The following is a 12,029-nucleotide window of genomic DNA, read 5'->3' on the forward strand; positions in this document are numbered from 1 at the left end:
CCCGTGCCGGTGTGCTGTGAACCTCGGAGAAAAGGAAGATACCTATGTTCGGCAACCTCAGGGGTTGGGAAATCTTCGTCATTCTCGGAGTCATCATCCTGCTGTTCGGCGCCAAGAAGCTCCCCGACATGGCCCGCTCCCTCGGCAAGTCGGCCCGCATCCTCAAGAGCGAGGCCAAGGCCATGAAGAAGGACGGCGAGGGCGACGACGCGGCCGCCGCCCCGGCCGCCGACGCCTCCGCGCAGCAGCCGGCCGCCCCGCGCACCATCCAGGCCGCCCCCGGTGACGTCACCAGCTCCCGGCCGGTCAGCGAGCCGAACCGCACCGCCCAGGGCTGACGGACGCCCGTCACGCCAGTCATCTGCAACGAGACAAGGGACGTGGGTTGCTCAAGTCTGCCCGCAAGCAGGAGAAGCAAGAACGAAAGGCAAAGGACGCCGAAGGGCGCATGCCTCTCGTGGAGCACCTGCGCGAACTGCGTAACCGCCTGCTGAAGTCGGTCCTGGCGATCCTCGTCATCACGATCGTCGCGGCCTTCTTCTACCGGGACATCATCAACTTCCTGTTGAAGCCGATGCTGGACTCCGTCGGCTGCACCAACGGGGTGGTGACCCAGCGCAACGGGCGCCCCTGCGCCGACATGACCGTGAACGGCCTGATCTCGGCGTTCTCGATCGCCCTGAAGGTCTCGCTGATGGCCGGCGTGGTGCTCTCCGCACCGGTGTGGCTCTACCAGCTGTGGGCGTTCGCCGCGCCCGGGCTGCACAGCCACGAGAAGAAGTACGCGCGCAGCTTCGTCGCGGTCGGAGCGCCCCTCTTCCTGGCCGGCGCCGTGCTCGCGTACAAGATCCTCCCGCAGACCGCGACGATCATGCTCGAGTTCACGCCCGACCACGCGCGCAACCTGCTGCCGGTCGACGACTACCTCGACCTGGTCACCCGCATGGTGATCGTCTTCGGTCTGGCCTTCGAGCTGCCGCTGCTGCTGATCCTGCTGAACTTCACCGGCGTGCTCACCGGCAAGCGGCTCGCCGGCTGGTGGCGGGGCATGGTCCTCGGCATCACGGTCTTCGCCGCCTTCGCGACGCCCACCGGTGACCCGCCGACCATGCTCGCGCTGGCCCTGCCCATCGTGGCCCTCTACTTCGCGGCCGTCGGCCTCTGCCTCCTCAACGACCGCAGGCGCCGCCGCAACGACCCCGACGCGGGCCTGAGCGACGACGAGGCCTCGCAGCTCGACCTCACCCCCGAGCCGATCGGCCGGATGGAAACCGCCCAGGCCCCCGCCGCACTGCCCGGACAGGCCGACGGCGGACGCCGGCGGATCAACGGGTACGACGACGCCACCTGACGGGTACGCCTCCGGCCACCGCCGGGGGTCCCCCGGGGCGCCCGGGGCCCGCGTACGGGCTCCGGTACATTCCCGGGGGTGAGCTACGAGGTCACCCTCTTCGTCAATCCCACCGCGGGACGCGGCCGGGGCGCGCACGCCGCGCAGCCGGCCGCTTCCGTTCTGCGGGCCGCCGGCTTCTCCGTACGGACCCTGGTGGGCGCCGACGCACCCGACGCGCTGGCCCGGCTGACGGGCGCGGTCCGCGAGGGCACCGGCGCCGTGGTCGCGGTGGGCGGCGACGGCATGGTCTCCCTGGCACTCCAGGCGCTCGCCGGTACCCCGGTGCCGCTCGGGGTGGTCGCCGTCGGCACCGGCAACGACTTCGCACGGGCCACGGGTCTGCCCGTACGCGATCCCGCGCGGGCGGGCCGGCTGGCCGCCGAGGCGCTCAAGGAGGGCCGGATCCGGGACGTCGACCTCGGGCGCGTGGGCAGCACCTGGTACGGGACCGTGCTGTGCTCCGGCTTCGACTCGAAGGTCAACGACCGCGGCAACCGGATGCGGCTGCCGGCCGGCCGCTTCAAGTACGACCTGGCGATGATCGCGGAACTGGCAGCCTTCCGGCCCTTCCCCTACCGCATCACCCTCGACGACGGCCCGGTGATCGAGACCGAGGCCACGCTGGTGGCCGTCGGCAACGGCTCCTCCTACGGCGGCGGCATGCGCATCTGCCCGGACGCCGCACCCGACGACGGCCTCTTCGACGTCACGGTCGTCGGCGACTGCGGCCGGGCCACCCTGCTGAAGGTGTTCCCGCAGGTCTACCGGGGCGGACACGTCTCCCACCCGAAGGTGAGCGTCCACCGCGCCCGGAAGGTCACCCTGGAGTCGCCCGGGCTGACCGCGTACGCGGACGGGGAGCCCCTCGGGCCCCTCCCGGTGACCGCCGAGTGCGTGCCCGGAGCGGTCCGGCTCCTCACATAAATGATCGCGACTGTTGTCAGACCCGACGGGTAGGCTCGACAGCAAGATGACCGAAGAACTCTCACCCGCCGAGCGGTACGCCGCTGCCCGGATCCGCGCCGCCGAAGAGGCCACCGCCCTGGCCCCCTTCCGCGAGATGTACGACTTCGACCTGGATCCGTATCAGGTGGAGGCCTGCAAGGCGCTGGAGGCCGGCAAGGGCGTCCTCGTCGCCGCCCCGACCGGCTCGGGCAAGACCATTGTCGGCGAGTTCGCCGTGCACCTGGCCCTCGCGCAGGGCCGAAAGTGCTTCTACACGACGCCGATCAAGGCGCTCTCGAACCAGAAGTACGCCGACCTCGTCAAGCGCTACGGCGCCGACAAGGTCGGCCTGCTGACGGGCGACAACAGCGTCAACTCCGAGGCGCCGGTGGTCGTGATGACCACCGAGGTGCTCCGCAACATGCTGTATGCGGGCTCCCAGTCCCTCCTCGGCCTCGGCTACGTCGTGATGGACGAGGTCCACTACCTCTCCGACCGGTTCCGCGGAGCCGTCTGGGAGGAAGTGATCATCCACCTCCCCGAGTCGGTGACCCTGGTCTCCCTCTCCGCCACCGTGTCCAACGCCGAGGAGTTCGGCGACTGGCTGGACACCGTGCGCGGCGACACCGAAGTGATCGTCTCCGAGGAGCGGCCCGTACCGCTGTGGCAGCACGTCATGGCCGGCCGCCGGATCTACGACCTCTTCGAGGAGGAGTCCGACCACGGCGGCCGCGGCTCCGCGCGCCGGGAGGTCAATCCCGACCTGCTGCGCATGGCCCGCGAGGAGAACAGCCGCACCTACAGCCCGAAGGACCGGCGGCGCGGCAAGATGGTCCGCGAGGCCGACCGTGAGCGCGAGCGGCGCTCCCGCGGCCGGATCTGGACCCCGTCCCGCCCCGAGGTCATCGCCCGCCTCGACAACGACGGGCTGCTGCCCGCCATCAACTTCATCTTCAGCCGGGCCGGCTGCGAGGCCGCCGTCCAGCAGTGCCTGTTCGCGGGCCTGCGGCTCAACGACGAGGCCGCGCGGCTGAAGGTCCGTGAGCTCGTCGAGGCGCGCACCGCCGCCATCCCCACCGAGGACCTGCACGTCCTGGGCTACTACGAGTGGCTCGAGGGCCTGGAGCGGGGCATCGCCGCGCACCACGCCGGCATGCTCCCGACCTTCAAGGAGGTCGTGGAGGAGCTCTTCGTCCGCGGCCTGGTCAAGGCCGTCTTCGCCACCGAGACCCTGGCGCTCGGCATCAACATGCCCGCGCGCACGGTGATCCTCGAGAAGCTGGTCAAGTGGAACGGCGAGCAGCACGCCGACATCACCCCCGGCGAGTACACGCAGCTGACCGGCCGGGCCGGCCGCCGCGGCATCGACGTCGAGGGCCATGCCGTCGTGCTCTGGCAGCGGGGCATGGACCCGGCCGGACTCGCCGGCCTCGCGGGCACCCGTACGTATCCGCTGCGCTCCAGCTTCAAGCCCTCGTACAACATGGCCGTCAACCTGGTCAGCCAGTTCGGGCGGCACCGCTCGCGCGAGCTGCTGGAGACCTCCTTCGCACAGTTCCAGGCCGACCGCTCGGTCGTCGGGATCTCCCGGCAGGTGCAGCGCAACGAGGAGGGCCTGGAGGGCTACCGCGAGGGCATGACCTGCCACCTGGGGAACTTCGAGGAGTACGCTCAGCTGCGCCGCGACCTCAAGGACCGCGAGACGGAACTCGCCAAGCAGGGCGCGGCCCAGCGGCGGGTGCAGGCGGCCAGTTCGCTGGAGAAGCTCAAGCCGGGCGACATCATCCACGTGCCGACGGGCAAGTTCGCCGGGCTCGCGCTGGTCCTGGACCCGGGAGTACCGGCCGGACGGGTCCACGGCAGCCGCGGCTACGAGTACGCGGAAGGCCCGCGCCCGCTGGTGCTCACCGCCGAGCGGCAGGTCAAGCGGCTCGCCGCGATCGACTTCCCCGTCCCGGTCGAGGCGCTGGACCGGATGCGGATCCCCAAGACCTTCAACGCGCGCTCGCCGCAGTCCCGTCGGGACCTGGCGTCGCAGCTGCGCAGCAAGGCCGGGCACATCACCCCCGAGCGGCGCTCCCGCGGCCGGGCCGCGGCCGCCGACGACCGCGAGATCGCGAGGCTGCGCTCCGAGCTGCGGGCGCACCCCTGCCACGGCTGCGACGAGCGCGAGGACCACGCCCGCTGGGCGGAGCGCTACCACCGGCTCAAGCGGGACACCCAAGCGCTGGAGCGGCGGATCGAGGGCCGGACGAACACCATCGCCCGCACCTTCGACCGGATCCACGCCCTGCTGACCGAGCTGGACTACCTGCGCGAGGACGAGGTCACCGTGCACGGCAAGCGGCTCGCCCGGCTGTACGGGGAGCTCGACCTGCTGGCGTCCGAATGCCTGCGCGCCAGGATCTGGGAGGGCCTGAGCCCGGCCGAACTGGCCGCTTGCGTCTCGGCGTTGGTGTTCGAGGCCCGGCAGTCCGACGACGCGGTCGCGCCGAAGGTGCCGGGCGGCGCGGCGAAGGTGGCGCTCGGCGAGATGGTGCGCATCTGGGGCCGGCTCGACGCGCTGGAGGAGGAGCACCGCATCAACCAGGCGGAGGGCGTGGGCCAGCGCGAGCCGGACCTCGGCTTCGCGTGGGCGGCGTACCAGTGGGCCTCCGACAAGAGCCTGGACGAGGTGCTGCGCGAGGCGGAGATGCCGGCCGGTGACTTCGTGCGCTGGTGCAAGCAGGTCATCGACGTCCTCGGGCAGATCGCGGCGGCAGCCCCCTCGGCAACCGGCGACAGCGGCAGCACGGTCGCGAAGAACGCCCGCAAGGCCGTCGACGCGCTCCTGCGGGGCGTGGTGGCCTACAGCTCCGTCGGCTAGCCGGTCGCGGGGCCTCGCCCGGTTCCCGCGGATGTGCCGGGAACCGGGCGGCCCGGGTCCGTCCCGGATCCGCCGGACACCCCCTGGGGGCCCGCCTCCCAGCCGGGGCGGTCGTGCCAGGCCTGGAGGGTGCGGGCGCTCTCGAAGCGGTGGGCGGCGCCGGTGACCGGATCGGTGAACGCCAGGACCCGGGCGAGGAGTTGCAGGGGCCGTCGGTAGTCCTCCGGAGCCGGGTCGGTGACCTCCGGATAGACCGGATCGCCCAGGATGGGCAGACCCAGGCCGTTCATGTGCACCCGCAGTTGGTGGGTGCGGCCCGTGTGCGGGGTCAGCCGGTAGCGGCCCAGGCCGCCGCGGACGTCGACGAGTTCGATCAGGCTCTCGGCGTTGGGCGGGCCGGGGACCTCGGTCGCGGCGATCACCCCGCGGACCTTCTCGATCCGGCTGCGGACGGTGCGCGGGAAGGCGAGCGCCGCATCGCGGGGCGCGAGGGCCTCGTACTCCTTGTGCACCTCGCGCCGCTGGAAGAGGAGCTGGTAGGCGCCGCGGTCCTCGGGCCGCACGCTGAACATCACCAGGCCCGCGGTGAGCCGGTCCAGACGGTGTGCCGGGCTGAGCGCGGGCAGGTCCAGGTCCTCGCGCAGCCGGGCCAGGGCGGTCTCGGTGATGTGGCTGCCGCGCGGGGTGGTCGCCAGGAAGTGCGGCTTGTCCACGACGAGGAGGTGCTCGTCCCGGTGGACCACGCGGACCGCGAACGGCACCCGGGGCTCCGGTTCCGCGTCCCGGTGGAACCACAGGAAGCCGCCGGCCTCGTACGGGTCCCGCGCGTGCAGCACCCTGCCGCCGGGGCCCAGGACCCGGCCGGCGGCCAGGAGCCGCGCCATGGACTCCTCGCCGCGGGTGCCGGCGTAGCGGGCGGCGAGGTAGCTGCCGAGGTCCGGCCAGGTCCCGCCGGGGTCGGGCGGCAGCCGGAGCCGGACCGGGTCGATGCCGGCCCGCTGGGGGAGGGGCGAGGGGGGCGGCGGGGTTCTGCGTCTCATCGGGGACAGGCTATGCGGCTACTGCCGGGTGAAGGTGCCCAGGTGGTTCTCGTCGAGGTATTCCACGCGGAGCGTGCCGTCCGAGAAGAAGACGCCCGTACGGCCGACGGCGTTCTCACCGGTGGTCTCGAAGCTGAAGGTGTCGCCGTCGTAGTGCTTCAGCGGGAACCGCATCGGCTTCGGGCCCAGGGCGAGGGTGAGCGAGCCGTCGTCGGCAGCGGTCACGGTGGCCCTGCCGTAGTAGGGGTTGTCGTAGGTGCCGGTGTACGCGGAGCTGTCGCGGGCCGGCTTCGCGCCGGAGGGCGGGCGGGCGTAGTCGGTGTCGGACCGGCCCGCATTGAACGTCTGGGCGTAGCTCGCGCCCACGAGCGGCATCCAGTCGGCCGTCGGCTTGCCGTACTGGGCGGTGTCGAAGAAGTCCAGGGCGACGGCATCGGCCAGCCCGACCGGGGTGCCGTTGGTCAGGACGACGATGCCGAGCCGCTCCAGTGGGAGCATCGTGACGTTGGAGTTCACGCCGAGGGCGAAGCCTCCGGAGTGGCTCAGGCGCAGCCGGCCCGCATCGTCGTAGGAGACGTTCCAGCCGAGGCCGTAGAACTGCGGGGTGCCGCGGCCGGTCACGGCCTGGGACACGATCTCGGGCTGGTAGGTGCGGGCGAGTGCCTCCGCGGGGATGATCCGCTTCCCGTCGAGGCTGCCGGTGTCCAGGTGCAGCCGCAGCCAGCGGGACATGTCGCGGGCGGTGGAACTGGCCCCGCCCGCCGGGGTCTGGGCGTCGGCGTCGCGGACGTAGCGGGGGCTCCAGGTGCCGTCCGGGTTGCGCACGTGGCCCCACGCCCGGTCCGGGGCCTTGGCGTAGGCGTCGAACTCGGTGCTGGTGCGCGTCATTCCGGCGGGCTTGAAGAGCTTGTCCTCGCTGAGCTTCTGCCAGCTCACGCCATGGTCGCGGGCGACGGCCTCGGCGGCGGCGGTGAGTCCGAAGTTGGTGTAGGCGTAGCTCGCGCGGAAGGGGCTCAGCGGCTCCTCACGCAGGTGGTCGAGGATGTACGCCCGGTCGTAGCCCAGGTCCTCCAGGAGGTCCCCGGCGTGATCGGGGAGTCCGCTGCGGTGCGAGAACAGGTCGGCGGGCGTGACGTGCGAGGTCACCCAGGGGTCCTTGAGGGCGAAACCGGGGAGGGAGCCCGCCAGGGGCTCGTCCCAGGCGCCGGGATCGGCCAGGGCGCCGGCGACGACGGTGGAGGACACCGGCTTGGAGACGGAGGCGAGCTGGAAGACGGTGTCGGGGTCGACCTTGGCGCTCTCGCCGGTGCGGCGGACCCCGAAGCCCTTGAGGTAGACGACCTCGCCGTTGTGGACGACGGCCACAGCGACGCCGGGCACGCCGGTGCGGCGCATCTTGTCCGCGACGGTGCGGTCGAGGGCGGCGACGGCTTTGTCGACGGCGGCGTCCGTGAGTTGGGGCCGGGGAGCGGGGGGCGGGCTCGGTGCCGCCGCAGCCGCCGAGGCGGTGAGGAGGGCCGCGGCCCCTGCTGCCCCGAGCGCGCGGAGCGTACGCATGGCTACATTGTCCCGCCGCACGCCTTTCGGCGCGCGCGCGCCGGCCGGGCCTGCCGGGGACGCGTGTGCTGCGGCGGGTGCGGCGCCGCCCAGGGGGCTGCCCCCGGGCCCACGGTCGATCGCCGCGGAGCCGGATCGGGCGGGCGCTGCCCCCGCCCGTGGCGCCTCGGGCTCTGCGGCCGCGCCGCCTCTCCCGGATCTCGTGGGCCGATCGGGCAGAGGTGGAAGGACAGCCGCCCGGCGGCCCGGGGCTCGCGTCCGGCGAGGAACCGCCCGAGTCCGCCCACGCCCGGCCCGGGCATGGGGCGCGGCGACGTGCGCCACGCCGCACCGGCCGGGCGCCACCGCCTCGGCCCGGCCGTAGGGACTCCGGTGCCGCCCGTCGCAGGGCGCAGGCGCTTCCGCGGATCCGCCGTCGCCGGGAGCACCGACAACGCGGTGAGGTGCGGTGCCGGGCAACGCGGCCCGGGCGAGATCCGAAGGGGTCGGTCCGGCGCTGGGAGGTGCCCCTGGGGGCTGGGGAAGGGCGGGTACCAGCCCGGGTCTTCGGGCCAGTGCGTCGGCGCGGCCCGGGCGTGCGGCCTACGGCCCCCGCCGCGGCCCGCGGCGTACGGCCTACGGCCCCGGGGCCCGTGAGCCAGGCAACGGGCTCGGGGCCTGCGCCTGCAGGGAGGGCCGGCGCGGGCACGGGCCGGGGCCTGCTGGGGAACGGCTGCGTCGTGACTGCGGACCGCCCCCGGAGGGGTCAGGCGGCGGCGCGGTGTTCCTGTTCGGCTTCGACCGTGGCGTTCCAGTCGCGCTTGATCGCGCGCCAGCCCTCGTCCGTCTCGCCCAGGCGCCAGTAGCCCGAGATCGACAGGCGTTCGCGTGCGATGCCGCGCTCCAGGCGGAGGTGGCGGCGCAGGTCCTTGACGAAGCCGGCCTCGCCGTGGACGAAGGCGTGGACATCCGTCGAGGGGAACTCCATGGCCTGGACCGCCTCGACGAGGGCCTCGCCGACCGGACGGTCGCCGCGGTGGAGCCAGACCGGTACGACGCCGTCGGGGGTGGCGACCTTCAGCTCGTCGGCCGGGCCGTCGATCTCCACGATGGCGTGGACCCGCGCGCCGACCGGCATCCGCTCCATGGCCGCGGCGATCGCGGGCAGCGCGCTCTCGTCGCCGACCAGGAGGTGCCAGCCCGCCGCCGGGTCCGGGGCGTAGGCGCCGCCCGGGCCGAGGAAGTGCACGAGCTCGCCCGGCTGGACCCGGGCGGCCCACGGACCGGCCAGGCCCTCGTCGCCGTGGACGACGAAGTCCAGGGTCACTTCCCTGTGGACCGGGTCCCAGTTCCGCACGGTGTAAGCGCGCTGGCGCGGCCACTGCGCGCGCGGAAAGTCGCCGCGGATACGTTCCAGGTCCCACGGAGCGGGGTAGTTGACACCCTCGGGAGCGAAGAGGAGTTTCACGTAATGGTCGGTGTACTCGCCCGCGCCGAAGTCCGCCAGGCCCTCACCACCCAGCACGATCCGCACCATGTGCGGCGAAAGCCGCTCGGTGCGTACGACAACGGCGGTGCCGACAGTGCGGCCGCGTCCTTCTGCCACGGTATCCCCTGACTCCCATGAAACTTAGCCTTACCTAAGTTATCACCTCAGAAGTGCAGGGCGCCGCTCAGGCGGGACACAGCGCCGCCCAATCCCCACCGATGGGCTAGCGCGTCGACCAGCTCGGGCTGCGCCGGGGCCGCCGGAAGGGCCGCGTCGAACTGCGGAAGCGGCACGTCGGAGGCCACCTTGACCACCTTCGGGGCCACCGCCAGGTACGGCCGTGACTCCTCCAGCCGCTTGCGCTGGGTGAGGGTCAGTTTCGACCTCGGGTCGTCGACGGCCGCGACGATCCCGGCCAGGTCCCCGTAGGTGCCGAGCAGCTTGGCCGCCGTCTTCTCGCCGATGCCGGGAACGCCCGGCAGGCCGTCGCTCGGGTCGCCGCGCAGCAGGGCGAGGTCCGCGTAGCCGGGGCCGTCCACCCCGTACTTCTCCCGCAGCCACGCTTCGTCGGTCACCTGGAGGGTGCCCACGCCCTTGAGCGGGTACAGCACCCGCCGCTGCCGGGCGTCGTCCACGAGCTGGTACAGGTCCCGGTCGCCGGTGACGATGTCGACGGGGCCCGTCGCACGGGAGGTGAGCGTCCCGATCACGTCGTCCGCCTCGTACCCGGCGACACCGACCCGGGCGATGCCGAAGGCGTCCAGGGCCGCCTCGATGATCGGCACCTGCGGCGCGAGCGTGTCCGGGGTCTCCTCCACGTCGGGGCCCGTCTCGGTCTCGACGGCGACCCGGTGGGCCTTGTACGAGGGGATCAGCTCGACCCGCCAGTGCGGCCGCCAGTCGGCGTCCATGCACGCGACCAGGTCGTCCGGCCGGTGGTCCTGCACGAGCCGGGCGATGAAGTCGAGGAGGCCGCGCACGGCGTTGACCGGGGTGCCGTCGGGGGCCTTCACGGAGTCCGGCACGCCGAAGTAGGCGCGGTAGTAGAGGGAGGCGGTGTCCAGGAGCATCAGGCGTCGTGTCGTCACGGAGACGATGATGCCGCAACGCGCCGTGGCGCCCTTCCTGCCACCGGGCGCCCCCGCGCGCACCCGACCGCCCCCCTGAGCACCACGCACCGTGAGCGGGCGGGTACGGGAAGACCGGTGCGGGCGAAACCGGGGGCGGTTGCTGCGTAAGGTGCTTACAGCACACCGATGTGCGACGGACATGGGGAGGGCAGCCCCGAGATGAATGACAGGGACGGCACGGACGGCCTGAGCGGCAAGCTGGACGACAGGGACGACAAGAGCAAGGACAAGGACGGCAAGGAACCGCTGCGGGTGGGTGTGGCCGTGCGCAAGCGCCGCCGCGCGCTCCACCTGACGCTGGCCGCCGTGTCGGCGCGAAGCGGCCTGTCGGTGCCCTTCCTGAGTCAGATAGAGAACGAGCGGGCCCGGCCCAGCATGCGTTCCCTGGAGCGCGTCGCGGATGCCCTGGAGACCACGGCCGTCGAGCTGCTGGCCGCCTCCGATACCGCGCGCACGGTGGACCTCGTACGGGCCGGGGACGAGTCCGGGCTGACCCCGCTGCCGGGCGTACGGCCCCTCGTCCGCGGGCACCACCAGCTGCACGCAATGGAGTTCACCGGGGACCAGGACGCCGGGCGCGAGTACCAGCACCGCAACGACGAACTCATGTACGTGGTCGAGGGCGCCTGCCAGGTCGAGGCCGAGGGCCGGGCGTACCGGCTGGAGAGCGGCGACGCACTGTTCCTCTCCGGGGGCGTGCGGCACCGCTGGCGGGCCGTCACCGAGGACACCCGGATCCTGGTGGTCGCGGTGGGCGACCACATCCACGCGACCTCCGAACCCCCGTCCCCCGGGCAGTGACCGGCGTGCGGCGCGTCGTGTCGCTGGTGCCGTCGCTGACGGAGGCGGTGGCCGTGACGGCGCCGGGTCTGCTGGTCGGGGTCACCGACTGGTGCACGCACCCCGCGGACCTCGGGGGTGCGGAGCGGATCGGCGGGACGAAGAACCCCGACGTGGGCAGGATCGTGGCGCTCCGGCCGGATCTGGTGATCGCCAACGAGGAGGAGAACCGGGCACCGGACCTGGACGCGCTGCGCGCGGCGGGTGTAGAGGTGCTCGTCACCGAGGTCCGCGACCTCCCGCAGGCGCTGCGGGAACTGGACCGGGTGCTGGTGGGGGCCCTGGGGCTGGCGAGGCCCGGGTGGCTGGCCGACGCGGAGGCGGCGTGGGCCCGCGCGCAGCCGGTGGGAGAGCTCACGGCCTTCGTGCCGGTGTGGCGGCGGCCGTGGATGGTGCTGGGGCGGGACACGTTCGCGGGGGATCTGCTGGCGCGGCTGGGCGTGCGGAACGTTTATGCGGGGCATGCGGAGCGGTACCCGAGGGTTGCGGTCGGGGAGCTGGCCGCGGCCGGCTGCGACCTGGTGGTGCTGCCGGACGAGCCGTACGCCTTCGCGGCGGGCGACGGGCCGGAGGCCTTCCCCGGCCTGCCGGCGGCCCTCGTCAGCGGCCGCCACCTGACCTGGTACGGGCCGTCGTTGGCGGAGGCCCCGACGGTGCTGGCGGATGCGCTGCGGGCGGCACGCTGAGCGGCTCCCGCCGGGGGTGGCCACTGTTCCGGCGGGCCGGTGCCGCTCGGCTCCCGCCGGGGGTGGGCATCGTTGCGGCGGGGCGGGGGTGTGCGGTGTGGGGC

General features: G+C 73.1%; 10 protein-coding genes. 6 read left to right on the plus strand and 4 right to left on the minus strand.

Annotated elements, in window-relative coordinates; translation table 11 throughout:
- The first annotated feature begins 44 nt into the window (after positions 1–44).
- From tatA to IH80_RS0126335, 4 genes are all read left to right on the plus strand, one after another.
- A complete protein-coding gene (gene tatA / locus IH80_RS0126320; protein ID WP_030963788.1) occupies positions 45–338 on the plus strand; it encodes a Sec-independent protein translocase subunit TatA in 294 nt (97 codons plus the stop codon).
- A gap of 47 nt (positions 339–385) precedes the next feature.
- Positions 386–1,351 carry a twin-arginine translocase subunit TatC gene (tatC, locus tag IH80_RS0126325; RefSeq protein WP_030963789.1) on the plus strand — a complete coding sequence of 322 codons (966 nt, stop codon included), beginning with the start codon at positions 386–388 and terminating at the stop codon, positions 1,349–1,351.
- 78 nt (positions 1,352–1,429) lie between these two features.
- Complete coding sequence (locus IH80_RS0126330) at positions 1,430–2,317, plus strand: diacylglycerol kinase (protein ID WP_030963790.1); 888 nt, start codon at positions 1,430–1,432, stop codon at positions 2,315–2,317.
- Between the two features lie 46 nt (positions 2,318–2,363).
- Entirely contained in the window at positions 2,364–5,204 is a 2,841-nt protein-coding gene (locus tag IH80_RS0126335) for a DEAD/DEAH box helicase (RefSeq protein WP_030963791.1), read from the plus strand.
- Here the strand turns inward: IH80_RS0126335 and IH80_RS0126340 are convergent.
- From IH80_RS0126340 to IH80_RS0126355, 4 genes are all read right to left on the minus strand, one after another.
- Positions 5,201–6,244: an RluA family pseudouridine synthase gene (locus tag IH80_RS0126340; protein ID WP_078906753.1), complete on the minus strand. Its 1,044-nt coding sequence runs from the start codon at positions 6,242–6,244 to the stop codon at positions 5,201–5,203. The genes IH80_RS0126335 and IH80_RS0126340 overlap by 4 nt on opposite strands.
- 18 nt (positions 6,245–6,262) lie before the next feature.
- The gene (locus IH80_RS0126345; RefSeq protein ID WP_030963794.1) at positions 6,263–7,801 is read right to left on the minus strand and encodes a serine hydrolase; all 1,539 of its coding nucleotides are present in this window, start codon (positions 7,799–7,801) and stop codon (positions 6,263–6,265) included.
- A 745-nt stretch (positions 7,802–8,546) separates the two neighbouring features.
- Positions 8,547–9,386, minus strand: coding sequence for a siderophore-interacting protein (locus tag IH80_RS0126350; RefSeq protein WP_030963795.1), 840 nt, complete (start codon positions 9,384–9,386; stop codon positions 8,547–8,549).
- A 47-nt stretch (positions 9,387–9,433) separates the two neighbouring features.
- A complete protein-coding gene (locus IH80_RS0126355; RefSeq protein WP_030963796.1) occupies positions 9,434–10,339 on the minus strand; it encodes a 5'-3' exonuclease in 906 nt (301 codons plus the stop codon).
- Positions 10,340–10,651: 312 nt separating this feature from the next.
- On the opposite strand from IH80_RS0126355, the gene IH80_RS0126360 reads away from it, so the two are divergent.
- Positions 10,652–11,200: a cupin domain-containing protein gene (locus IH80_RS0126360; RefSeq protein ID WP_030963797.1), complete on the plus strand. Its 549-nt coding sequence runs from the start codon at positions 10,652–10,654 to the stop codon at positions 11,198–11,200.
- Between the two features lie 5 nt (positions 11,201–11,205).
- Positions 11,206–11,925 carry a helical backbone metal receptor gene (locus IH80_RS0126365; protein ID WP_386392469.1) on the plus strand — a complete coding sequence of 240 codons (720 nt, stop codon included), beginning with the start codon at positions 11,206–11,208 and terminating at the stop codon, positions 11,923–11,925.
- Positions 11,926–12,029 lie beyond the last annotated feature (104 nt).

Origin of the sequence: Streptomyces sp. NRRL S-378 (genome assembly GCF_000720645.1) — a bacterium.
Lineage (GTDB): Bacteria > Actinomycetota > Actinomycetes > Streptomycetales > Streptomycetaceae > Streptomyces.

Coding starts and splice junctions, on each gene's coding strand:
- IH80_RS0126345 (WP_030963794.1), bottom strand. CDS start 7,801: ATGCGTACGCTCCGCGCGCTCGGGGCAGCAGGGGCCGCGGCCCTCCTC.
- IH80_RS0126355 (WP_030963796.1), bottom strand. CDS start 10,339: ATGCTCCTGGACACCGCCTCCCTCTACTACCGCGCCTACTTCGGCGTG.
- IH80_RS0126335 (WP_030963791.1), top strand. CDS start 2,364: ATGACCGAAGAACTCTCACCCGCCGAGCGGTACGCCGCTGCCCGGATC.
- tatA (WP_030963788.1), top strand. CDS start 45: ATGTTCGGCAACCTCAGGGGTTGGGAAATCTTCGTCATTCTCGGAGTC.
- IH80_RS0126340 (WP_078906753.1), bottom strand. CDS start 6,244: ATGAGACGCAGAACCCCGCCGCCCCCCTCGCCCCTCCCCCAGCGGGCC.